General features: G+C 64.1%; 23 protein-coding genes. 10 read left to right on the top strand and 13 right to left on the bottom strand.

What is annotated here, in order from left to right; translation table 11 throughout:
• Positions 1–102: 102 nt before the first annotated feature.
• The 3 genes from glpK to gcvA (ACP146_RS16230) all read right to left on the bottom strand — a co-directional run bounded on the left by glpK (position 103) and on the right by gcvA (ACP146_RS16230) (position 3,232).
• On the bottom strand, positions 103–1,596 hold the full coding sequence (gene glpK, locus ACP146_RS16240) for a glycerol kinase GlpK (RefSeq protein ID WP_422367793.1): 1,494 nt from the start codon (positions 1,594–1,596) through the stop codon (positions 103–105).
• Between the two features lie 395 nt (positions 1,597–1,991).
• A complete protein-coding gene (locus ACP146_RS16235) occupies positions 1,992–2,294 on the bottom strand; it encodes an HNH endonuclease (RefSeq protein ID WP_422367792.1) in 303 nt (100 codons plus the stop codon).
• An 8-nt stretch (positions 2,295–2,302) separates the two neighbouring features.
• Positions 2,303–3,232 (bottom strand): transcriptional regulator GcvA, encoded by a 930-nt coding sequence (gene gcvA / locus ACP146_RS16230; protein ID WP_422367791.1) that lies wholly within the window; start codon positions 3,230–3,232, stop codon positions 2,303–2,305.
• A gap of 128 nt (positions 3,233–3,360) precedes the next feature.
• Between gcvA (ACP146_RS16230) and ACP146_RS16225 the strand changes: the two genes are divergently transcribed.
• Complete coding sequence (locus ACP146_RS16225; protein ID WP_422367790.1) at positions 3,361–4,335, top strand: DMT family transporter; 975 nt, start codon at positions 3,361–3,363, stop codon at positions 4,333–4,335.
• On the opposite strand, the gene ACP146_RS16220 is transcribed toward ACP146_RS16225, so the two are convergent.
• Positions 4,239–6,017: an acyl-CoA dehydrogenase gene (locus ACP146_RS16220; protein WP_422367789.1), complete on the bottom strand. Its 1,779-nt coding sequence runs from the start codon at positions 6,015–6,017 to the stop codon at positions 4,239–4,241. The genes ACP146_RS16225 and ACP146_RS16220 overlap by 97 nt on opposite strands.
• 196 nt (positions 6,018–6,213) lie before the next feature.
• Between ACP146_RS16220 and ACP146_RS16215 the strand changes: the two genes are divergently transcribed.
• The 5 genes from ACP146_RS16215 (at position 6,214) to ACP146_RS16195 (ending at position 10,113) form a co-directional block, all read left to right on the top strand.
• On the top strand, positions 6,214–6,657 hold the full coding sequence (locus ACP146_RS16215; RefSeq protein ID WP_422367788.1) for a hypothetical protein: 444 nt from the start codon (positions 6,214–6,216) through the stop codon (positions 6,655–6,657).
• Positions 6,658–6,717: 60 nt separating this feature from the next.
• Positions 6,718–6,891 (top strand): DUF4169 family protein, encoded by a 174-nt coding sequence (locus ACP146_RS16210; RefSeq protein ID WP_422367787.1) that lies wholly within the window; start codon positions 6,718–6,720, stop codon positions 6,889–6,891.
• A 288-nt stretch (positions 6,892–7,179) separates the two neighbouring features.
• The gene (locus ACP146_RS16205; protein WP_422367786.1) at positions 7,180–8,127 is read left to right on the top strand and encodes a transporter; all 948 of its coding nucleotides are present in this window, start codon (positions 7,180–7,182) and stop codon (positions 8,125–8,127) included.
• A 210-nt stretch (positions 8,128–8,337) separates the two neighbouring features.
• Complete coding sequence (locus tag ACP146_RS16200; protein ID WP_422367785.1) at positions 8,338–9,264, top strand: DMT family transporter; 927 nt, start codon at positions 8,338–8,340, stop codon at positions 9,262–9,264.
• Between the two features lie 79 nt (positions 9,265–9,343).
• Positions 9,344–10,113 (top strand): IS5 family transposase gene (locus tag ACP146_RS16195; protein ID WP_422365355.1). Its coding sequence is split into 2 segments (ribosomal slippage): positions 9,344–9,665 and positions 9,665–10,113, totalling 771 coding nucleotides; the frame shifts between segments, so codons are not numbered across the junction.
• Here the strand turns inward: ACP146_RS16195 and ACP146_RS16190 are convergent.
• Positions 10,110–11,552 carry an FAD-binding oxidoreductase gene (locus tag ACP146_RS16190; RefSeq protein ID WP_422369663.1) on the bottom strand — a complete coding sequence of 481 codons (1,443 nt, stop codon included), beginning with the start codon at positions 11,550–11,552 and terminating at the stop codon, positions 10,110–10,112. The two genes, ACP146_RS16195 and ACP146_RS16190, sit on opposite strands and share 4 nt — an antisense overlap.
• 51 nt (positions 11,553–11,603) lie before the next feature.
• Positions 11,604–12,578, bottom strand: a complete 975-nt coding sequence (locus ACP146_RS16185) for an L-threonylcarbamoyladenylate synthase (protein ID WP_422367784.1) — start codon at positions 12,576–12,578, stop codon at positions 11,604–11,606.
• A 385-nt stretch (positions 12,579–12,963) separates the two neighbouring features.
• Here ACP146_RS16185 and parA point away from each other — a divergent pair, with 385 nt between their 5' ends.
• On the top strand, positions 12,964–13,599 hold the full coding sequence (parA, locus tag ACP146_RS16180) for a ParA family partition ATPase (RefSeq protein WP_422367783.1): 636 nt from the start codon (positions 12,964–12,966) through the stop codon (positions 13,597–13,599).
• Here the strand turns inward: parA and ACP146_RS16175 are convergent.
• The 4 genes from ACP146_RS16175 to ACP146_RS16160 are packed head-to-tail and all read right to left on the bottom strand — an operon-like array spanning position 13,589 to position 16,118.
• Positions 13,589–14,326: a hypothetical protein gene (locus ACP146_RS16175; protein WP_422367782.1), complete on the bottom strand. Its 738-nt coding sequence runs from the start codon at positions 14,324–14,326 to the stop codon at positions 13,589–13,591. The genes parA and ACP146_RS16175 overlap by 11 nt on opposite strands.
• A 39-nt stretch (positions 14,327–14,365) precedes the next feature.
• Complete coding sequence (locus ACP146_RS16170) at positions 14,366–15,115, bottom strand: SDR family NAD(P)-dependent oxidoreductase (protein WP_422367781.1); 750 nt, start codon at positions 15,113–15,115, stop codon at positions 14,366–14,368.
• A gap of 5 nt (positions 15,116–15,120) precedes the next feature.
• Positions 15,121–15,537 carry a hypothetical protein gene (locus tag ACP146_RS16165; RefSeq protein WP_422367780.1) on the bottom strand — a complete coding sequence of 139 codons (417 nt, stop codon included), beginning with the start codon at positions 15,535–15,537 and terminating at the stop codon, positions 15,121–15,123.
• Between the two features lie 35 nt (positions 15,538–15,572).
• Complete coding sequence (locus ACP146_RS16160) at positions 15,573–16,118, bottom strand: carboxymuconolactone decarboxylase family protein (RefSeq protein WP_422367779.1); 546 nt, start codon at positions 16,116–16,118, stop codon at positions 15,573–15,575.
• Between the two features lie 113 nt (positions 16,119–16,231).
• Between ACP146_RS16160 and gcvA (ACP146_RS16155) the strand changes: the two genes are divergently transcribed.
• On the top strand, positions 16,232–17,143 hold the full coding sequence (gcvA, locus tag ACP146_RS16155; RefSeq protein ID WP_422367778.1) for a transcriptional regulator GcvA: 912 nt from the start codon (positions 16,232–16,234) through the stop codon (positions 17,141–17,143).
• On the opposite strand, the gene cysQ is transcribed toward gcvA (ACP146_RS16155), so the two are convergent.
• Together cysQ and ACP146_RS16145 are read right to left on the bottom strand one after the other, a co-directional pair.
• On the bottom strand, positions 17,140–17,991 hold the full coding sequence (gene cysQ / locus ACP146_RS16150) for a 3'(2'),5'-bisphosphate nucleotidase CysQ (protein WP_422367777.1): 852 nt from the start codon (positions 17,989–17,991) through the stop codon (positions 17,140–17,142). The genes gcvA (ACP146_RS16155) and cysQ overlap by 4 nt on opposite strands.
• A gap of 3 nt (positions 17,992–17,994) precedes the next feature.
• On the bottom strand, positions 17,995–20,331 hold the full coding sequence (locus tag ACP146_RS16145) for a xanthine dehydrogenase family protein molybdopterin-binding subunit (protein WP_422367776.1): 2,337 nt from the start codon (positions 20,329–20,331) through the stop codon (positions 17,995–17,997).
• Between the two features lie 203 nt (positions 20,332–20,534).
• Here ACP146_RS16145 and ACP146_RS16140 point away from each other — a divergent pair, with 203 nt between their 5' ends.
• Positions 20,535–20,984: a VOC family protein gene (locus ACP146_RS16140; RefSeq protein ID WP_422367775.1), complete on the top strand. Its 450-nt coding sequence runs from the start codon at positions 20,535–20,537 to the stop codon at positions 20,982–20,984.
• Between the two features lie 14 nt (positions 20,985–20,998).
• Positions 20,999–21,469, top strand: a complete 471-nt coding sequence (locus ACP146_RS16135; protein WP_422367774.1) for a gamma-glutamylcyclotransferase family protein — start codon at positions 20,999–21,001, stop codon at positions 21,467–21,469.
• Between the two features lie 122 nt (positions 21,470–21,591).
• Here ACP146_RS16135 and ACP146_RS16130 read toward each other — a convergent pair whose 3' ends face one another.
• Positions 21,592–22,551 (bottom strand): ribonucleotide-diphosphate reductase subunit beta, encoded by a 960-nt coding sequence (locus ACP146_RS16130; RefSeq protein WP_422367773.1) that lies wholly within the window; start codon positions 22,549–22,551, stop codon positions 21,592–21,594.
• Positions 22,552–22,571: the final 20 nt, after the last annotated feature.

The following is a 22,571-nucleotide window of genomic DNA, read 5'->3' as shown; positions in this document are numbered from 1 at the left end:
CCCGCCGGATCGGACCGTGATCCAAGATGCCCAAGTCTACGCACAGGGCGTTAACAGAATCCAGCCTGAGCGGCTAAAGCAGGTCCGCTCCAGTTCGCCGCGCTAAGCGGAAGAACTGACGCGGGAGACCGCGTCGCGCCAGCCCTCGTAACGCTCCTCGCGGTCGGCCTCGGCCATCTGCGGCTCGAAGCGGCCGTCGCTCTGCCACTGTGTTGCGACGGCGTCGAGGTTCTGGAATAGGCCCCGGTTGAGGCCGGCCAGGTATGCGGCCCCCAGGGCCGTGGTTTCGGCCACCTGCGGCCGTTCCACCGCAACCCCCAGAATGTCGGCCAGCATCTGCAGCATCCAGTCGTTGGCGACCATGCCGCCGTCCACCCGCAGGGTCTCCAGACCGCTGGCGCCGTCAGCGCGCATCGCCTCCAGCAGGTCGCGGGTCTGATAGCAGACCGCCTCCAGGGTGGCGCGGGCAAGTTCCGCCGGGCCGCTGGCCCGTGTCAGGCCGAAGACCGCGCCGCGTGCCTCTGCGTCCCAATAGGGCGCGCCGAGGCCGGTGAAGGCCGGCACCAGATAGAGGCGCTGGCCGGTATCGGCCTGCTTGGCCAGGGCCTCGGTTTCCTCGGCCGAGCCGATGACCCCCAGGCCGTCGCGCAGCCACTGTACCGCCGCGCCGGCAACGAAGATGCTGCCCTCCAGCGCGTAGGTGGTCTGGCCGCCGAGGCGATAGGCGATGGTCGATAGCAGGCGGTTTTTGGAGAGCACCAGTTCGCCGCCGGTGTTGAAGAGGGCAAAGCAGCCGGTGCCGTAGGTCGACTTCATCATCCCGGTCTCGAAGCAGGCCTGACCGACGGTGGCGGCCTGCTGGTCGCCGGCGATCCCGCCGACGGGCAGGGCGGCGCCCAGCAGCCCGGCCTCGGTGGTACCGAAGTCGGCGTCGCTGTCGCGAACCTCCGGCAGCAGGCTTTCGGGAATGCGCAACAGCTCCAGCAGATCCTTGTCCCAGACCTGGCGTTTGATGTCGAAGATCAGGGTGCGGGCGGCGTTGGTTGCATCGGTGGCGTGAACCCGTCCGCCGGTGAGGCGCCAGAGCAGGAAGCAGTCGATGGTGCCGAAAGCCAGTTCACCCCGCTCGGCCCTTTCGCGCGCGCCCGGCACCTTGTCCAGCAGCCAGGAAATCTTGGTGCCGGAGAAATAGGGATCGAGCAGCAGGCCGGTGCGCTCCCGCACCAGCTCTTCGGCACCGGTTGCGCGCAGGTCCTGGCAGAACTCCGCCGTTCGCCGGTCCTGCCAGACGATGGCCTTGTGGATCGCCTCGCCGGTCTTGCGGTCCCAGATCACCGTGGTTTCGCGCTGGTTGGTGATGCCGATGGCGGCAACCTGATCCATGGTCGTGCCGGCGTCTTCGACGGCACCGCGGCAGACCGCTAGGGTGTCGCGCCAGATATCCTCGACATCGTGCTCAACCCAGCCGGACTGGGGGAAGTGCTGAGGCAGTTCCTGTTGTGCCTGGCCCAGCCGCCGGCCCTCCGGAGAGAAAAGAATCGCCCGGGAACTGGTGGTTCCCTGGTCGATTGCCAGAATGCTCTTGCCTTCGGCCATGGCGCCGCGTCCCCCCAACTGAATTGCTTGTTCTTGGTCTTGCTGTCGGCGGCCCGGCCGGCCGCCGCGCGCATGGTGTCGGCAGGTTTCCGGAAGATCAAGCCCTTGCAATGCAGGCTGTTGCTGCCTCTGAAAGCCTAATAAGCGATTTCTTATCTATTGATCTGCGTCAAGGCAAAGCCGCGGGCGTGGCGCTAGCTTCAGCTTATCTGCCGTATCGCAGGAGGTGGTCCCCACCATAACTCTTGGCCTCCTGTGCGGCGGACCCGGTCTTAGCCCAGTTGGACCGGGGAGGGCAGTTCGGAGTCAATCCGAAATGCTGCTCCAGACATCTGCCCGGTGCCGAACACTCCCGGCACCGGGCAATTTTTTTTGTCCTGCCCAAGCGGTGAACCTTAGCGTCTGTGTCGGCGGGGGCTGCGGGGCCAATCGACGTACTCCGGCGGTTGCCGCCGTACCCAGGTGATGAAACGCTGGATTTCCGGATGATCGCGCAGGGTCGCCGGGTCGGCATAATGGGCGGCCAGGGACTTCTCGTCGAAGAGGCGGTGGATCATACGGTGGCAGACCTTGTGCAGCACCGCGGTTTCCTCGCCGCCGGCGCTGCGCGGCATCCAGTGGTGCCGGTCCACGCTGGGCCCCTCGATCATCGCCCGCCCGCAGATCGGGCAGGGGCCCAGGGTCTCTTTGTTCTTCACGGCAGCCCTCAGTCGAATGGCAGCAGTTGCGGCACGCCGCGGCGGCGCGGCCCGATGGCCGGGGCGGGGAAGGCCGCCGCCTGCCGTTTCAGCCAGTCGTGCAAGCTACGCACTTCTGGTGTTGTCTCCCTGCCGGGCAGACAGACGAACCAATGGGCGCAGTCATAGGAAACACGGGCCTCGAAAGGGGCGACGAGACTGCCCGCCTCCAGGTCGTCCCGCGCCAGTGCTGTATGGCCCAGAATGACTCCGCGACCGTCTATGGCGGCCTGCATGGCCATGGAACTGTCCAGGAACTCGGCGCCGACCTTGAGGTTGTCGCCGGCCAGGCCGGCCCGCTCCAGCCAGTCCGACCATTCGGTGCCGAAGTCGCGCAGCAGGGTCTCCCCGGCAAGGTCCTCCGGCCGGGTCAGCCTCGCGGCGATGGCCGGGCTGCACATGGGTGTCAGTTCCTCGGTCAGCAGAATCTCGGCGAAGAGACCTGTGTAGCCGCCCGGCCCGTGGCGGATGGCGCAGTCGATTCCATCACGTGCCAGATCGACGACGTCGAAGCTGGTGTGGATGCGCAACGAGATATCCGGATGGGTTTCGATAAAGTCGCCGAGACGCGGCATCAGCCATTTGTGCGCAAAGCTCGGCAGGCAGGAGAGCGTGAGCTTGCGTGGCTGCGTTTCGCGGCGCAGTTCGGCCGTGGCCTCGCCGATCAGACGCAGGGCTTCGCGTACCACAAGCACGTAACGCTCGCCGGCCCTGGTCAGGCGCAGCTCGCGGCCCTGCCGGCGGAACAGCTTTGTAGACAAAGCCTCCTCCAGCACCCGGACCTGTTGGCTGACCGCGCCCTGGGTGACGCAGAGCTCGTCGGCTGCCTTGGTGAAACTCAAGTGGCGGGCGGCGGCCTCGAAGACGCGCAGGCTCTTGAGCGGCGGAAGATCGTTCATGGGTGTCTAAAAATTAGATTTTCTAATAATTGAACCGAGAAAAGATGGTTTGTCACGTTGTCACTTGTCAATCATTTTGCTGCTCCGCGCCGCCCCAGAGTCCATCTTCAAGCAAAGGGCAACCGACCATGGCCAGCGTGGCAATCTTCTTCATGACCGTTCTCATCTGGGGCAGTACCTGGATCGCGATCAAATATCAGAGCGGTCCCGTCGCGCCAGAGGTTTCGGTCGCCTACCGCTTCCTGGGCGCGGCGCTGGTGCTTTTCCTCTGGTGCGGCCTGCGTCAACTGAGGCTGCGGTTCTGTCTGCGCGACCACCTTTTTCTGGCGCTGCAGGGGCTGTGCCTCTTCTGTCTCAACTACATTCCCCTGTACTGGGCGAGCAAGTGGCTGACCAGCGGCCTGGTGGCGGTGGCGTTTTCCACCGTCGTGATCTTCAGCCTGCTTCTCAGCCGGCTGGTTCACCGCAATCCCATTGAACCGCGGGTCGGTCTCGGCGCCTGCTGCGGCGTTGGCGGGCTGGGGCTGATCTTCTGGCCGGAGCTGAACGGCCTCGTGCTGTCCGATCTCACGCTCATCGCCATCGGTCTTGCTCTGCTCGGCGCCTTTATGGGTTCGAGCGGCACCCTCGTCGGCAGCCGCAACTCCAAGGCGGGGATTCCCGTGGTGCAGGCCAGCGCCTTTGGCATGCTCTACGGCGGCCTCGCCACCGCGGCCTACGTAACCCTCTCGCCGGTGACATGGACGTGGGATCCCGCGCCGTCCTATTCGGCCTCGCTCGCCTACCTCATTTACTTCGGATCGGTCATCGGCTTCTGGGGATTCTTGACCGTCGTTGCCCGCATGGGGCCGGAGCGCGCGTCCTACATCCCCGTGCTTTTCCCGGTGGTGGCCCTGGCGATCTCGACGCTGGTGGAGGGCTATGTCTGGTCCGTCGAAGCCGCCATCGGTCTCGCCCTTGTCCTGTCGGGCAACTTCATGGTGTTGATGAAGTCCGGTGGCTCCGGTCAGAAATCCTCATCGGCGAAGGACAAGGTCGATCCGGCGCCGGCGGTGACGGACTCGGCCAAGGCGGAAGCCTCGCCCAGCAGGTTGTCGGCATAGAACCGCGCGGTTTTCGCCTTGGCTGCCACAAAACCGTCCTCGCCGCCGTCTTCCTGCTGCGCGGCTTTCGCCAGCAGCCAGCCGCCAAGAACCAAACCGAAAAGGCTTTGATAGGGTGTGGCCGAGGCAGCGCCGTTGGCAAGGCTCTGGCCGCCCTGCTCCAGCATCCAGGCGGTCGCCCTGTCGAGGGCTTCCAAGGCTTCGGCCAAAGGTTGGCGAAGCGCGGCCAGGGCATCGCCCGCATCTGCGGCCGGGAGGCCGGCGCGCATTTCCAGCATCAACTGGGTCATAGCCGCGCCCTCATCACGCAACAGCTTGCGGGTGAAAAGGTCGAGGGCCTGGATGCCGTTCGTGCCTTCGTAGATCGGCAGGATGCGGGCATCGCGGTAGTGCTGGGCCGCGCCAGTTTCTTCGATGAAGCCCATGCCGCCGTGAACCTGAATGCCCAGGGAGCCGACCTCGCAGCCGATGTCGGTGCACCAGGACTTGGTGACCGGAATCAGCAGGTCCAGCAGCGCCTGCTGTGCCTTGCGGCTTTCTTCATCGGTCTCCCGCTTTGATCGGTCGAGCGCCGCCGCGGTCCAATAGGTCATGGCCCGTGCCGCTTCGGTCTTGGCCTTCATGGTCGCCAGCATGCGGCGCACATCCGGATGGCGGATGATCGCCACCGACTTGGCATCGCCCTCCCCGCCATTTCCCGTGAGGGCGCGGCTCTGGGTGCGGTCGAAGGCGTAGGCGCGGGCCTGCTGATAGGCGCGCTCGGCGACCGCAACGCCCTGGATGCCGACGGCCAGGCGGGCGTTGTTCATCATCGTGAACATGCAGGCCATGCCCTTGTTCTCTTCGCCGACCAGATAGCCGATGGCGCCGCCGGAATCGCCGTAGGCCATGACCGCGGTGGGGGAGGCCTTGATGCCCAGCTTGTGTTCGATGGAAACGCAGCGCAGGTCGTTGCGCGGGCCACGGCTGCCGTCCTCGTTCACCAGGAACTTCGGCACCAGGAACAGACTGATCCCCTTGGTCCCCGCGGGCGCATCGGGCAGCCGCGCCAGCACCATGTGGATGATGTTGTCGGTAAAGTCATGCTCGCCGAAGGTGATATAGATCTTCTGGCCGGTGATCAGGTAGTGGTCGCCGTTGCGCTCGGCCTTCGTCTTCACCGCGCCGACGTCGGAGCCGGCCTGCGGTTCGGTCAGGTTCATGGTACCGGTCCACTCGCCGGAGATCATCTTCGGCAGATAGGTTTCTTTCTGATCGTCGCTGCCGTGTTCCTGCAGCAGCTCGACCGCGCCGGCCGTCAGCAAAGGGCAAAGCCCGAAGCTGAGGTTTGCCGCCTGCCAGATTTCCTGCACCGCCGAAGCCAGCGTCCAGGGCAGCCCCTGACCACCGTAATCCGGGTCGAAGGGCAAGGCGTTCCAGCCGCCTTCAACGAAGAGGCCGTAGGCTTCCCGGAATCCCTTCGGCGTGCGCACAACGCCGTTCTCGAAAACCGAGCCCTCGTGGTCGCCCGAGTGGTTCAGCGGTGCCAGGACTTCGCCGCCCAGTTTGCCTGCCTCCTCCAGGATGGCATCGACCATGTCCGCTGTCGCCTCCTCATAGCCAGGCAGCCGCGCAATGCCCGGCAGGTCGGCGATGGCATCCAGCGCAAAGCGCATTTCGGTGATCGGTGCGGTATAGGTCATTTCCTGGTTACTCCCGGGCGGGTTTTTCTGGGCCCAAAGGGCGCCGCTCCCCACAGTTTTTTGCTCTGAGGGAAAGATGGAGCAGGATGGCCGCCTTGGCAATGGAGGGGCGACGGCTTTGAACCCTCCACCCCCCGGCTTGCGACTACAGGTCATAGGGGTCGCTTGAGGCCGATGTAAGGTTCTGGAAGTCCTCATGGATAAGTTGGATCAATTCAAGCGCGCGGTACTCGGCTACTCGGCGGGGGCCGGCCTGGTCGTTGTGACCATCGCGGTCATGACCGGGCCTTACGGCTTCGCGATTGCCTTTCTGGTCGGTGCGGCGGTCGCCACCCTCTGCGGCATCTTCATTCTCCTGCCGATTGTCGCGTTGTTGATCTGGGTCGGGCAGCTTCGAATCTGGTGGGCCATTCTGTTGGCGCCGGTCATCCTTCTGGCCGGCAGCAGCATCCTTTTCCCGCCGGACGATCTGGCACTGATCTTGACGTTCCGGGAAAGGGGCGCCGATGGGCAGCTTCTTCCGGACTGGCGACTCATCACCATGGCCGCCCTTGCCGCCTTGGCCGCTCTGGTCGGCTGGCTGGTCGCCTTCGGGTTTCGAACCCGGCCCGAATCGCAGGAACGGGAACCACTGGCGTAGTGTGCCCGGCGGCGTGAATTTGGCGCTGACGGCAGGACTGGCGGCGCGTAAACTGCGCGCATGGCGGAGATCATCAATCTGCGGCAGGCGAAGAAGCGCCGGGCGCGCGAGGAAAAAGCGGCGAAGGCGGAGACCAACCGTGCCCGCTTCGGCCGCAGCAAAGGCGAGCGCAAGAAGACCGAGACCGAGCGCGACAAGGCGGCACGCGATCTCGACGGCAAGAAACTGGACTGAGAATCCCCCACCGCTGTTGTTTAGTGGCTGCTGATTTCTGCGGCCGATCGTCGCAGAACCTCGATTATAGAAACCGAATCAAACCTCTAGCTGATTTCCGTTTGCCTTAGATCAATGCGGCCGACTGCCGGAGGTGATCTCCTTCACCCATATCGTTGGTGTCTCCTTTTCCCGAACCCGTGACCACGTTTCGTGCTGGGCGGAGCGTTGAAGTGCGTCTGCCAGTCACAGGGGAAGGGAAGTCGCGACACCGCCTTGAACCTCGAGAGTGGAAAATAAGGAGACGACATGACCAAAGGGATTTTTGGCTCTGCGATCTGCGCGACCGCAGTGTCGGCCCTGTTGCTTACCGCCGCGGCACCGGGCCAGACAGCCGCGGCCGAAGAACCCTTCAGGCCTTTTGGCCTGAATCTGGAGGGCTCCCTGGGCGAGGGCGGGCACAGCCGTTATGTGCCGCCACTGACCAACCCCCTCTTTAACGAGACGCCCTATATCACGACGGAAGCCCGGGCGATCTATTTCTATCACGCGCTTCCGAACGACTTCGTGACCGGCGGCGGCGACGTCAACCTTGTGGCGCTTCAGCTTCGCGTAGCCCTGACCGAACGTCTCGGCTTCATCGCCACCAAGGACGGTTATGCGGATTTCCAGTTCGACGACGTGCTGGAAGATGAGAGCGGCTTCGCGAACATTGCCTTCGGCTTCAAGTATGCGCTCATTTCCGAGCCGGAAGATGAAACGCTCCTTACGCTGGGTCTGCGTTATGAGATACCGGTCAATGATCTGGAAACCAGCGGGATCGAACTTCAAGGCGATGGCGACGGTTTCCTCAATCCCTTCGTGACGGGTGCGACAACCTTCGGCGATCTCGGCCTTCAGGCCAGCTTCGGCGCCAATATCGCCCTGGACGGCGATGCCGACACCTCGATCGTCCATTATTCGGCGCATGCCGATTATGAGGTCCTCCCGGGTTTCTTTCCTCTCATCGAAATCAACGGCTTCACGCCCATTGACCATGGCAATCGCCTGACCGGCGCCTTGGGGGATCTCGATGGCGTGGATGTCCTGAACTTCGGCAGTGACGACCGGGATACCACGGTGACGGTTGGCGGCGGATTTCGCTATCAGTTTAACGACAATGTTCAGATCGGACTCGGTGGCGAGACCCCGATCACCGACAAGGACGATTCGATCTTCGACTATCGCGTCTATTTCGATCTCGTTCTCTCACTGTAGGAATCCGATTGCGCTGCGGGAAGGCTGTGACGGCGCGCAGGAGGGCGCCGCATAGCCTTTGCCGCACAAGGCTGGACTTGGATTGGTTTTCCGGGTGATTTTCTTTACCCTTGTTGAAACCACTCCGTACAAGCCCCGCAGCGCCGTCGGCTGACGCTTCCGAAAGGTAAGCGGTCGCGCCGCCCGGTCCTTGCGCTACCTGGGAAGATCATGACCGTTTTGCCAAAGCCCGCGGGCAGCATGCTTTTTGCCGCCGGCTTGCTGGCCTTCGCCTCGCTCTGCTGGGGCGGCAACATCATCATCGGCCGGGCGATGCATGCTGAGGTCCCGCCGGTTGGTCTCAGCTTCTGGCGCTGGCTGTTGGCCTGTTGTCTCTTTCTGCCTTTCGTCTGGCCCCGCCTGCGGCGGGATTGGCCGCTGGTCCGGCAGCACTGGAAAACCCTGGCGGCACTGGCCTTCTTCGGCATGGCGGCGTTCCACACCTCGCTCTATCTCTCGGTCAACTACACCACGGCGACCAACGCCGCCCTTCTGGTGGCGATCTGTCCGGTCCTGGTGCCGATCCTGTCCTGGGCCCTTTTCCGCGAGCGGATTACATCACGTCTGGTGCTGGCGACGGCGGTCTCGCTGATCGGTGTGGCCGTCATCGTCACCCGTGGCCAGCCCGGCCAGGTCCTGGCGCTCGACTTCAACAGGGGCGATCTCATCGTGATGATCTCGGTCGTCACCTGGTCGCTCTACACCGTACTGGTGAAACGGCGGCCGGCGGGGTTGCATCCTCACAGCCTGCTCGCGGTGACCATGATGATGGCGGTCGTCATGCTGTTCCCGGCCTACCTTTGGGAGAGCATGATGGTCCGGCCCATGCCGGTAACCGCGGAATCGGCGATGACCATCGTCTATGTCGTCGTCTTCGCGTCACTCATGGCTTTCCTTGCATTCAACCGCGGCATAGAGGTTCTGGGGCCAAACAAGGGTGGGCTTTTCATGCACCTGATTCCGGTCTTCGCGGCCTGCCTGGCGGTGATTTTCCTGGGTGAGCGGCTGCAGTGGTTTCATGCCCTCGGCATTGCCGCGATTTTCGCCGGAATTGTGCTGGCGAGCTGGTCAGCCGGGTCAAAGCGCTCTGCGGTTTAGGTAGTGCACTCATAAATCTATTTTCAAGATCAGCGGTTTGTGATTCTGTGATGGTCTGGTTTGGCGTTCGGAGGAGAGCATGTCACGCTATGATCTTACGGAGCTGGAATGGCGGTTCATCCAACCGATTCTGCCGAACAAGGTGAGGGGTGTGCAGCGGCGCGATGACCGGCAGGTTCTGAATGGCATCTTCTACGTGTTGCGCACCGGCTGTCCGTGGCGCGACCTGCCCGGGCGCTACGGCCCCTATACCACTGTGTACAACCGCTTCCGCCGCTGGACCCGGGCCGGCGTCTGGGACCGGGTCATGGACGCGGTGGTGGATGCTCACAACGGCGATGTGGTGATGATCGACGGCACGTCGGTGCGCGTGCATCACGCCGGGGCCACGCTCAAAAAAACGATCCCCGACGATGCATGGGTCGTTCACGTGGCGGTCTGACCACAAAAATCCACGTTCTGGTCAATGAATGGGGGCTACCGTTGAAGGTCCACCTGACGCCGGGACAGGCCCATGACGGGCCGGTGGCGCCGCTTCTGCTGGGGGACTTGCAACCCGGACAGGCTGTTCTGGCCGACAAGGCATACGACGCCAACCACATTCGAAACCTGATCTGGGAGAAGGGAGCGGAAGCGGTGATCCCCTCCAAATCCGACCGCAAGATACCGATCCCATTCGACCGGGAACTCTATCGTCAACGCAACAAGGTCGAGCGCTTCATCGGCCGTATCAAGAAATCCTTCCGGCGCATCGCAACCCGATACGACAAGACATCACATGCCTTCCTCGCCTTCATCAAAATCGCCGCTGTCAGAATCTGGTGCGAAGCTTATGAGTCCGCTACCTAGTGCGGAACGACCTTACCTGGATTCATGAGGTTTTTCGGATCGAGGGCCGCTTTCACCCGCTGCATCATCTCGATCTCCAAAGGCGCCTTGAAGCGGGTGTTCTCGGCAACTTTCATGAAGCCGATACCGTGCTCGGCTGAGATCGAACCACCCATTTCGACCACCAGGCTGTGGACCGCGTGGTTCACTTCATCCCAACGCCCGAGGTAGGCCTCCCTGTCGGCGTCCTCCGGCTGCGAGAGATTGAAGTGGATATTGCCATCGCCCAGATGGCCGAAGGGCACGGGACGGATGCCCGGCACCATCTCTTTCACCAGTGTCAAAGCCTGATCCAGAAAGGACGGGACCTTGGAGACCGGCACGGAGACGTCGTGCTTGATCGATCCGCCCTCGAATTTCTGTCCCTCGACCAGGCCCTCGCGGATATGCCAGAAGGCGGCGGCCTGGCGTTCGTTGGCGGCCAAGGCGGCATCGATGACCAAGTCGTCCTCGCAGGCCCCGGCGAGCAGGTCTTCGAGCACCGGGCGCAGGCTGCCGTCGGCCTGGCCGGAGGCCAGTTCGGTCAGCACGTACCAGTCGTGGTTTTCCGCAAGCGGATCCTCGATCCCGTTGACGTGACGCAGCGCGAAGTCGAGACCGATACGGGGGATCAGTTCAAAAGCCGCGACCCGGTCGCCGGAGGCTTCTCGCGCGCGCGCCAGCAGGTCGACGGCGGCAGCGGGACCGGCAACCGCGATGAAAGCGACGGCGGTTTCTCTGGGTCGGGGGAACAGCTTCAGGGTCGCCGCGGTGATGATGCCCAGGGTGCCTTCGCCGCCGATGAAGAGATGTTTCAGGTCGTAGCCGGTGTTGTCCTTGCGCAGGGCGGTCAGGCCGTCCCAGACGCGGCCGTCCGGCAGCACCACCTCCAGGCCGAGCACCAGATCGCGGGCGTTGCCGTAGCGCAGCACATGGATGCCGCCGGCATTGGTGGAAAGATTGCCGCCGATCTGACAGGAGCCTTCGGCGCCGAGGCTCAGGGGGAACAGCCGGTCGACCGCTTCGGCGGCCTGCTGAACGGATTGCAGGATGCAGCCGGCCTCGACCGTGATGCTGTAGTCCGTCGGATCGAGGTTGCGCACCCGGTTCATGCGCCCGAGGTTGATCAGGATCGCGCCGTCTTCCGGGAAGGGCACGGCGCCGGCGACCAGGCCGGTGTTGCCGCCCTGGGGTACCAGCGGCACGCCGGCCTCTGCACAAAGCGCGACGGCCCGCGACACTTCTTCGGTATTGGCCGGGCGGATCATGAAGGGGGTCTGCCCTTCGTAGCGCCCGCGCTGATCCTTCAGAAAGGGGGACAGCGTTTCACTGTCATCGACCACGCCCTTCTCGCCCAGCAAGGCAATCAGGTCCCGGCGCAGGGCGTCGTAGTCGGCGGTCTTCGGGCTCACGGTATCCATGTTCATGATTTTAATCCGCCGGGCAGGCGCTGGCGAGTCCGCTCGGAGCGCTTAGCCTTCGCGCGGTGCTGCCGCGCGGCGCAGGCGGTCGTTGATGGCGATGCCCAGGCCCTGCTCCGGGATGGTCATGGCGGCGATTCCGGCGGCGGCGCTCTCGTCCAATTCCCGCAAGGTGCTGAACAGCCGGGCGGCGGCCTCGGTAAGATCGCCCGACGGACTGAGGTTCACGGTCACGGCGGCGCCGGACGGCGCGGCGGGCCCGAAGGCCAGAAGCGCCTCGTCTGCGTCGGCGCTTTCGGCATGAAGGCGCAGTGGCTTGGTCGGCGCATAGTGGCTGCTCAACATACCCGGCGCCTTCACCGCGCCGCTGCTGCTCTGTGGTGGTGTCAGGGGCCCGAGCAAATCGGTTAGATCCTCTGCCGTGACCGCGCCGGGCCGCAGGATCGCCGGTCTTTCCGTCGAGAGATCCAGCACCGTGGATTCGAGGCCGACGGCGCAATCACCGCCGTCGAGAATCAGCGGCACCCGTCCAGCGAGGGATTCGGCGACGTGCGCGGCCCGGGTCGGGCTGATGCGGCCGGAGGCGTTGGCGCTGGGCGCGGCCAGGGGCCGGCCGGTTTTGGCCAGCAGATCATGGGCCAGCGTATGGGCGGGTACCCGGACCGCCTGGGTGTCCAGACCGGCGCTGCAGAGCAGGGAGAGGCGGCTGTCGTGCCGCCGGGGCAGCACGAGTGTAAGGGGGCCGGGCCAGAAACGCCCGGCCGCGGCTTCGGCGCGGGCGTCGAAGACGACCTCGCGGGCGGCCGCAGCCGTGTCGGTGAAGTGAACGATCAGCGGATTGAAGCGCGGGCGGTCTTTGGCGGCGAAGATACCGGCCACCGCCGCGTCGTCGGTGGCATCGGCGCCCAGGCCGTAGACCGTTTCCGTCGGAAAGGCGACCAGCCCGCCACTTCGCAGGATCTCCGCCGCCTCACGCAGGCTCGCCGCCTCGGCCGGGCGTATTTTGGTTTCGCTGCCGCTTTGCATGGCGGCGCAGTCTAGTCATGCCGGCGATAATGAAAAGATACCCGGCGAAAAGATACCCGGCGAGAAGACCCTGGGCCTGCCTGACGGCGCTGCCATCCGGTCACGCAAAACGAAACCGGGGCCTGGAGCCCCGGTTCCTTTGCTCTCGTCTGTCCAGGATCGGTTCCTACCGCGGTTTTAGGGGAACCTCCTGCCGAGTCACCGCACAGGCATTGCGGCGGCTAAATCGTCACCGGTTTACCGGCCACGTGCAGACAGTTTGCGACTCTCCGAGTGGTCTGGTCAAGACTCCAATTCTGTGGAAAAGCGCAGAATTCTGCCACTTGTGTTGGTGATTTCGCAGGTGCAAACTGAGGCGACATCAACAAAAAAGCGGATGGGCAGCATGGCCGCACGGATTCTTACCGTGGCGCAGCAAAAAGGCGGCGCCGGCAAGACGACACTGGCGGCTAACCTTGCGGTTGCCTATGCGCAGGCGAAGAAGCGTGTTGCGGTTGCCGATATCGATCCGCAGCGCTCGCTCACCATGTGGCATGCCCTGCGCCAGGAGCTGAACGGAGAGGACTCGGGCCTGACCGTTTCCAGCGTCGGGGGCTGGAAGCTGGCCGGTGAGATCGACAGCCTGAAGCGCGACCACGACATCGTCATCGTCGACTCGCCGCCCCATGCGGAGACCGATGCCAAGATCGCGGTGCGCCAGGCCCACCTGGTGATCATTCCGGTTCAGCCCTCGCCCATGGATGTCTGGGCGACGGAGCCGATCCTGGACATGGCGGCGAAGGAGAAGTCGCCGGTTCTGCTGGTGCTGAACCGGGTGCCGCCGCGCGCCAACCTGACCGATGAGATGCTTTTCGAGATCAAGGACTACGGGGCGAAGGTCGCCCAGAGCCGGATCGGCAACCGGGTGGCTTTCGCGGGCGCCATGCTGAAGGGCCTGGGTGTCACCGAGTTCCAGTCGAGCGGGCGCGCCGCCCAGGAAATCCGCGCCCTCGGCAAGGAAGTTCTGCGCCTCAGCGCGTGATCCCGGCAAGCGCCTCGCGCCGCCGTTCCCAGAGGCGCCAGACCGCCCAGAGATTGACGAGAACGAAGAGCGGCACGCCGATCATCGGGGCAATCGACATCGGATAGGTGAAGACGGCCCGGGCGTCGGGCGGGCCGGTGAAGACCTGCAACGGTCCGGGCAGGCCGAGCTGCAACAGGATCGGCGCGGCGGGCACGATGACCAGGGCGCCGACCAGGTTCCACATCAGAAAGCCACGCGCGGTCAAGGTGCCGCGTTTGGCCCGCCCGGCGATCCAAAGGGCCGAAAGCCCGAACAGCAGATCGGGAATACCGACCAGGTATTCGAAGTAGGCGGGAAATTCGCCGGTGTAGGTCTTATAGGCGGTACCGAGCGCCGCAATCCGCAGGGCGTGGAAATAGGCCAGCCAATGCCAGGGTGTGGCATCGAAGACGCGGCGAAGGCCGCCGCGCAGCGGCGCGAAAAGCAGCACCGGCACGACGCAGACCGCCACCGTGATGATCTGCAGCCAGAGACCGGGCAGCCAGGCCATGAGATCATCCCGCACGAAGATTCCACGCGCGCCCAGGATCGAGGTGATGACACCGTAGAGCGCGATCCAGCCGAGATGGGCATGGACCGCCGCGGTCGCATTAGGTTGTGGCGCAGCCTGAAGACAACGCCAGGCCAGCATGAAAAGAAAGCCGATCTGAACGGCGAGGAGAAAAGGGGTGAGCGAGAGTTGCATGTCGTTTTCCGCAGGCTTGGTGAGGTGTTCTTTGCGGCGTCACCAGGTTTCGGCAAAGGGCCGGATGATGTGATCGAAAGACCAGGTCGAGCGATGTTGCTGGCCGACGTGGAAGACTTCGTCGGCGATGGCTTCCGGCTGTGCGAAGAAATCCGCTCTTCTGTGCGGCCAATCATCCGGCGGCTTCAGCCAGGCGGGCTTCTGCGCCTCCGGGCCGTACCAGGTCACGTCGATGGCGGCGTCTACGGTGATGTAGGCGACGTGAATGCCCTCGGGGCCCAGATCGCGGGCGAGGGACTGGGTGAGGATGCGCTGCGCCGCCTTGGTCGGGGCGAAGGCGGCGTAGGTCGGCACGCCGCGCAGGGCCGCCGTGTTGCCGGTGACCAGGATGGCGCCTTTCCCTGCCTTGCGCATCGCCGGCGACAAGTCCTGCACGAGTGCCAGTAGCGCGGATGTGTTGACCCGGAAGTTGGTCTCCAGGTCCTCGACCGTCACCTTGTCGAACCGCCTGAAAGTCGCCGAGACCGCATTGTAGACCAACACCCCGGGGTCGCCCATTTCCGTACGGATCAGATCCAGTGTTTCTCTCAGTGCCTCGAAGTCCGCGACATCGCAGGCATAGGCGCATGCACCCGGGATTTTGTCGGCCAGTGCTGCAAGGCGCTGCGCGTTTCGGGCGATCATCGCGACGCGATAGCCGCCGGCGGCGAAGCGCCGGACCAGGGCGGAGCCGGTGGCGTCGCCGACTCCGACGATGAGGCAGAGCGGTTTCTTTGCCACCGGTTCCATTTGTCTTACGCCGCCGACTGTTTGGGGCCGTAGGGCGCGCCGTACTTGGCGTTCTCTTCGCCGGCCTTCACAACCTCATGCAGGGCCGCATCGAACTCGTAGGTGCGAATCCATTCCAGGTCGCCGGCCATCATCAGGCGGCTGGAATGAGGCGAGCGCGTCCGGCGGCGGTAAGAGACCAGCACCGCGCGGCAGGCCTGCCCGCCATAGCCGTAGGCGTAGCCGTCGCCACCCTCGGGCACCCAGCGCAACTGGTAGAACTTCCAGTACTGGCCGTCGTGCTCGTAGATGGCGAAGGTCATTTCATGGGTGTCGTACTGCCAATGCCAGGTGCCGCTGTCTTCGATCTTGCGCCAGTCCTTGAACCTGCTGCCGTCGCTGAGGGTTTTGCCGGGCTCGCGCCACTGAAGGGTTTCAGTCATCTGTTTTTCCTTTCCCGGTGTTGGGCCTAGAAGGCCTAGCTTTCAGCTGCGGCCAGCAAGGGGCTGTAACCCTGAGTCGCCAGGGCCTTGCCGACATAGGTGAAGTAAGCGGGGTTGCCTTCGATCCCCATGCCCTCGACCAGTCGGTTCACGTAGCCGAAAAGCGCGATCACATTGACTGCATCTTCGACCGCTTGCTCCGACCAGCCGGCGGCGCGCGCCTTGGCGATGTCGTCCGCGGAAAAGTTGGCGGGATCGCGGGTCAGGCTTTCGGCCAGGGTCAGCAGCGCCTTCATCCTGTCGTCCACCAACGCGAGCTGCGGTGTCGTGTCGATGGCGGCGATGGTCTCCGATGGGCTGCCCATGGCGTCCAGGGTCGCGCGGTGCGCGCCGACACAGAAACCGCAGCCATTGAGGCGGGAGACGTAGCCGGCGAGGACCTCGCGCTCGGCCTTGCCGATCTCCGACTCGCCGGTCATGACCGCCTCGATGAAGAGCAGCAAAGGCCGGTAACGGGCCGGGTCGCGGAGGAATACATCGGCGACGCCCTGAAACTCCTTGGCATAGCTGAGATAAGGCATATCTGTCTCCAATGGTGCTGAAAACTGCTTCTGTTCCCAGAAATATGCAGAGCAGTGGCAGGTCGCAAACGACGAAAATTGAGCCTTAGGATAAGAAAAATTTGAGGTAGATCATGGGCCGGAACCGCTATCCGCTAAACGCCTTACGGGCCTTCGAGGCCGCCGCCCGGCATCTCAGCTATGTCGGCGCCGCGGGCGAACTGCATGTGACGCCGGCGGCGGTCAGCCACCAGGTGAAGGTCTTGGAGGACTATCTCGGCAGTCTGATGTTCAAACGTCAGCCGCGCGGTCTGCTGCTGACCGACGCAGGGCAGCGCTTCGCCCAGGCGCTGCACGCCGTCTTCGATGATCTGGACGGGGCGATCGAGCGGGCACGCAGCAGCGAGGAGAGGGGGCCGCTCAACATCTCCGTCGCGCCGGCCTTTGCCAGCAAGTGGCTGGTGCCGCGCCTCGAGCGTCTGGAGACGGCCTGCGAAGACCTCGACCTGCGGCTCTCCGCCGGTCTCGAACTTGTCGACTTTCGGAGCTCATCCTTCGACGCGGCGGTTCGTCTCGGCAAGGGCCGTTACGATGGTCTCGAGTCCGTGTTGCTGTTCGACGAAGAGGTGACGCCGCTTTGCAGCCCACGTCTTTGTGAAACCCCGCTGACGCCTGAACGTCTCGCGGGGCTGCGTCTGCTGCACGACGATTCGATGCTTTATGATCCCGACGCGCCGACCTGGCAAAGCTGGTTGGCGGTGGCCGGTCTCGACGCGGTTCTTGCGGAAAAGGGCACGCACTTCAATCATCCCGACCTGGCGCTGCAGGCGGCGATGGACGGGCAGGGGATCGTTCTCGGGCGCTTGCGGCTGGCCAGCGACGACCTGGCTGCCGGACGGTTGATTGCGCCCTTCGACCTCAAGCTACCGCTGGGATCAAGTTTCTTCCTGGTCTATCCGAAGGCCGCGGCGGCAGACCGCCGCATCGCGCATTTCAAGACCTGGCTGCTACGCGAGCTTGCCGCTTTAAACGAAGCTTCGCGCTAAGCGCTCTGGCGGCTGCCGAGCGCGTAGAAGTTGGGGTTTTCGAAGCCCGGCTTGCCGTAGTCCAGCGGTTCGTCGTCGAGGGTGTAGACCTGCCCGCCGGCGGCCAGCAGCACGGCGTGCCCGGCGGCGGTATCCCATTCCATGGTGCGGCCGAGACGCGGGTAGAGGTCGGCCCGCCCTGAGGCGACGAGACAGAACTTCAACGAACTGCCGGCACTCACGGTTTCCGCGACCTTGAAGCGGCTGAGAAAGTCCTCCAGTTCCGCGCCGCTGCCATGGCGCCGGCTGGCGACGACGACGGCGCCGTCTTCCGGCATGTCGCGGGTGCGGATGTCCATGACGGGTTTGTCTGTCTCGGCAAAGACGGCCTGGCCGGCACCCTTGCCGCCGTCTTCCTCGTCACCGCAGACCCCGGCCCAGGTCATGGCCATGGCCGGGGCGTGAACCACGCCGGCGACGGGCTGGCCGTCTTCGATGAGGGCGATGTTGACGGTGAACTCGCCGTTGCGGCTGATGAATTCCTTGGTGCCGTCCAGGGGGTCGACAAGCCAGAAACGGTTGCCCTCGATCACCGGCTCCTCACCGGCGGCCATGGCCTCCTCGGCGACCACCGGAATGTCGGGCGTCAGGGTGTTAAGGGCGCCGAGAATGAAAGTCTCCGCCGCCTCGTCGGCCTCGGTGACGGGCGAGGCATCGTCCTTCTGGCGGACCTCGATCTCCTCGCCTTCGACGTAGTAGGCGAGGATGATCTTCCCCGCACGCTCGGCGATCATCTTTAAGGTGGCGATGATGTCTTCCGCGCCGAGTTCGTCCGCCGTTTCCACGGCTGCGCCGTTGCTGTTGCTCACCAATTACTCAGCCGCTTTCTGTTGTTGTGCATCCTGTATGGTCCGCCACACCTTTTCCGGCGTCGCGGGCATGTCAATGTGCCGGATGCCGAGGGGCGAAAGTGCGTCAACAAGGGCATTCATGACAGCAGGGCAGGCGCCGATGGCCCCGGCCTCGCCGGCACCCTTCACCCCCATGGGGTTGGTCGCGCAGGGCATGTCTTCCACCATGGTCAGTTCGATGGACGGCAGGTCGTCGGCCCGCGGCATGCAGTAGTCCATGAAGGACCCGCTGAGCAGTTGGCCGTTCTCATCGTAGACCGTCTGTTCCAGCAGCGCCTGGCCGATGCCCTGCACGGTGCCGCCATGCACCTGGCCGGCGACCAGCAGCGGATTCACCAGCACACCGAAGTCGTCGATCACCACATAGCGCTCGATCTTCACCACACCGGTATCCGGGTCGACCTCCAGCTCACAGAGATGACAGCCGTTGGGGTAGGTCTGCGCCTCGGCAACGAAATGGTGCTGGTCTTCCAGAGGTTCCTGCATATCTTCCGGCAGGGCGTCGCTGCCGCCGGCCTTGGCGACATCGGTCAGGGAGACCCGCCGGTCGGTGCCGGCGACGGTAAAGATGCCCTCGGCGAACTCGATGTCCGCTTCGGCGGCCTCCAGCAGGTGGCCGGCAATCCGGCGGCCGCGTTCGATTACCTTGTCCGCTGCGCCGTCAAGCGCCCGGCCGCCCATCAGCAGGGAGCGTGATCCGCCGGTGCCGCCGCCCTGGGGCAGATCCCAGGAATCGCCCTGGTGGATTTCGATCTGCGCCGGCTCCAGCCCCAGCTTGTCGGCCAGCAACTGGGTGTAGGCGGTGTGGTGGCCCTGGCCGTTGGACTGGGTGCCGATCCACAAAGTGACTCCGCCGTCCTCGCGCAGCTTCAGGTGGGCGGTTTCCTCGCCGTTGGAGCCGCAGACCTCCACGTAGCTGGCAAAGCCCAGGCCGCGCAGCCTGCCTTTCGCCTGCGCCGCCTCCCGTCTTGCCGCAAAACCATCGGCGTCGATGGCCTTCAGTCCCTCGGTCAGGGGCAGGTCGAAGTCGCCGCTGTCGTAGGTCTCGCCGAAGGCGGTTTTGAAGGGCAGGGCTTCGGGGGTGATGAAGTTGCGCCGCCGCAGCTCGTCCGGCGCAAGCCCGACATCGCGGGCGGCGGCGTCCATCAGCCGCTCGATCATATAGGCTGCTTCCGGTCGCCCGGCGCCGCGGTAGGCATCGACCGGAACCGTGTTGGTGAAAACGCAGGTGACTTCGGTATAGCCGACGGGAATGGCATAGAGCCCGCTCAGCATCGGCCCATAGCAGCCGGTCGGAATATAGGGTGCGAAGGCGGAGAGATAGGCGCCCATATTGGCGGTGGTGGTGACCCGCAGACCCAATGCTTTGGCGTTCTCGTTCAATGCCAGTTCGGCGACCGTCACGTGGTCGCGGCCCTGTGTATCGCTGAGGAAACCCTCGCTGCGCTCTGAAATCCAGCGCACCGGGCGGCCGAGGCGGCGGGCGGCGAAGAGCACCAGCACGGTTTCCGGATAGACAAAGATCTTCATCCCGAAACCGCCGCCGACATCCGGCGATATCACGTGCAGCTTTTCCTGCGGCACCTTGAAGACGCTGCTGAGAGGCCCGAGCATGCGGTGCGAGCCCTGGTTGCCGGTGTAGAGCGTGAAGACCTCGCTCGCCGGATCGTAGTCGCCGATGGTGCCGCGCGGCTCCATGGCGTTCACCACCACGCGGTTGTTGACGAACTCCAGCCTGGTGACGTGATGGGCTTGGTCGAAGGCGGCCTTGGTGCCGGTTTCGTCGCCCATGTCCCAGACCAGGCTGGTGTTGTTTGGCGCTTCCGGCCAGATCTGCGGCTGGCCCGGTTCCTTGGCAGTTTTCGTGTCCGTAACCGTTGGCAGTTCGCCATAGTCGACCATCACCAGCTCGGCGGCATCGCGGGCCTGGTCCTGGGTTTCCGCGACGACGAAGACGATGGGGTCGCCGACATGGCGCACCCGGCCGCGGGCCAGGGCCGGATGCGGAGGCATGACGATCTTGCTGCCGTTCTTGCCCGGCATCGGCACCAGGCAGGGAATGTCCGCGACGCCGTCAACCTTCAGATCATCGGCTGTGAAGACGCCCAGCACCCCCGGGGCCGCCTTGGCGTCCTCCAGGTCGATGGACAGGATTTCCGCGTGTGCGTAGGGGCTGCGGACCAACACGCCGTAGCTCTGCCCCTCCAGCTTGATGTCGTCACTGTAACGGCCCAGTCCGGTCAGGAAGCGCAAGTCCTCCACCCGGCGCAGGCCCTGGCCAACGCCAAATCGCCCCATGGCTACAGAGTTCCTCGTGAAGAAAGAATGTGTGGATAGATCTTGATGATAGTCGAGGGACCCGCCGGGCACCAAGGGGAAAGTCATGACGGTTCCATGAGGCAGACGCATGGCCGGATTGCCGGTACACACTCGAATTGACAGGAGCATGTCGGCTGGCCGCCGGGTTAGCTTCACGGCCTGGAGCAACAAAGGAGCAGCAGATGGAACAGCGCCTGACCATGGTGACCCTTGGGGTACGGGACCTTGCCCGCGCCCGGGCTTTCTACGAACAGGGCCTCGGCTGGACTCTGGGAGACGGGGTGGACGGACAGGTCGCCTTCTATCAGCTCGGCGGCATCCTTGTCGGACTCTACGGACTGGAAGCCCTGGCCGAGGATGCCAAGCTGACATTGGCCCCCCTGGAGCCGGGCAAGACCCTGGGCGGCATAACCCTGGCCTATAACGTCGGCGACGAGGCGGCGGTGGATGCCGCCCTGTCGGAAGCCGCAGCGGCGGGCGCCACCATCCTGAAGCCGGCGGAGAAGGTGTTCTGGGGCGGCTACTCCGGTTACTTCGCCGACCCCGACGGTCATCCCTGGGAGGTCGCCTTCAACCCCTTCTGGACCCTGAACGACGATGGTAGCGTGAGCCTGGACAAGAAGGACGAATAGAAACGGCGAAGGCGATGGTGTTGAAAGATGACGGGCTTGCGGCAGCAATCGCGCGGGCGAACAAGGGTCGCCTTGGCCTGATGCCCGATGCGGCCGCGGATGAAGCTTTGCTGGAGCAGCGCTTCAACTGTTCCGAAAAACTGGCCGTCTACGGCACCCTGGCGCCGGGCAAGGTGAACCACCATCAGATCGCCGATCTCGGCGGCGAGTGGTGCGACGGGTCGCTGCGCGGGGACCTCGGGCAGGTACCCGAAGGCGTCCACCAAGGCCTGCCGGGCCTGCGGCTCGATCCCAAGGGGGCGGTGATGCCGGTGAAGCTGCTGGTCAGTGCCAAGTTGCCTGATGCCTGGGCCCGTCTGGACTCTTTTGAGGATGTGGAGATGCAGCGTTTGCTGGTGACCCTAGAGCAGGGCGGAACCTTGCTCGGCGTCGCCAACGTTTACGCCCTGCGCCGGGCGATGATGGCGGCGCTGGGGTATAGATAAAGCGATACCACCGATGTCATGCTCGGGCTTGACCCGAGCATCCATTCTGAAGCTTGCTGGAACCGCGCAGTCGGCGCCATGGACCCTCGGGACAAGCCCGAGGGTGACAGGCTGAACAGGGGTCAGTCGAAGGCCTCTTCCCAATTGCCCTGGGTCGCGGCCTTGGAATACTCCGTCGCGCGGTTTTCGAAGAAGTTCACGTGTTCGACACCATTCAGGATGGAGTCCAGCCAGGGCAGGGGGTTCTTGTCGCTGCGATAGATCGGCTGCAGGCCGAGCTGTGTGAGGCGGCGGTCGGCGATATAGCGGATATAGGCCTTCACTTCCTCGGCCTCCAGGCCCTCGATGCCGCCCTGTTCGAAGGCGAGATCGATGAAGGCGTCCTCGTGGGTGACGATGGTCTCGCAGGCCTTGTAGAGATCGCGCTCGAACTTCTCGGTCCAGATTTCCGGATTCTCTTCGATGAAGGTCTTGAACAGGCGGATCGCCGACTGCGTGTGCAGGGTCTCGTCGCGCACCGACCAGGTGACGATCTGGCCCATGCCCTTCATTTTGTTGAAGCGTGGGAAGTTCAGCAGAATGGCGAAGCTGGCGAAGAGCTGCAGGCCCTCGGTGAAGGCGCCGAAGACGGCCAGGGTCTTGGCGATCTCCTCCTTCGTGTCGCAGCCGAACTCGTGCATGTAGTCGTATTTGTCCTTCATCGCCTTGTAATGAAGGAAGGCCGAATACTCTGATTCCGGCATGCCGATGGTGTCGAGCAGATGCGAATAGGCGGCGATGTGCACCGTCTCCATGTTGGAGAAGGCGGCCAGCATCATCTGCACCTCGGTCGGCTGAAACACCCGGCTGTAGTGCTTCATGTAGCAGTTGTTCACTTCCACGTCGGACTGGGTAAAGAAGCGGAAGATCTGGCTCAGCAGGTTCTTCTCGGCACCGGTCAGGTTGCGGTTCCAGTCCTTCACGTCGTCGGCCAGCGGCACCTCTTCCGGCAACCAGTGAATGCGCTGCTGCATCAGCCAGGCGTCATAGGCCCAGGGGTAGCGGAAGGGTTTGTAGACGGGGCTGGCATCAAGCAGGGACATGGCGTGACTTCTCCAAAGGT

Origin of the sequence: Pelagibius sp. (genome assembly GCF_965249265.1) — a bacterium.
In the GTDB taxonomy this organism is placed as follows: Bacteria; Pseudomonadota; Alphaproteobacteria; order Kiloniellales; family Kiloniellaceae; genus Pelagibius.
The sequence above is the reverse complement of the archived record's forward strand: the minus strand, read 5'-3'. Positions and strand labels throughout refer to the sequence as shown.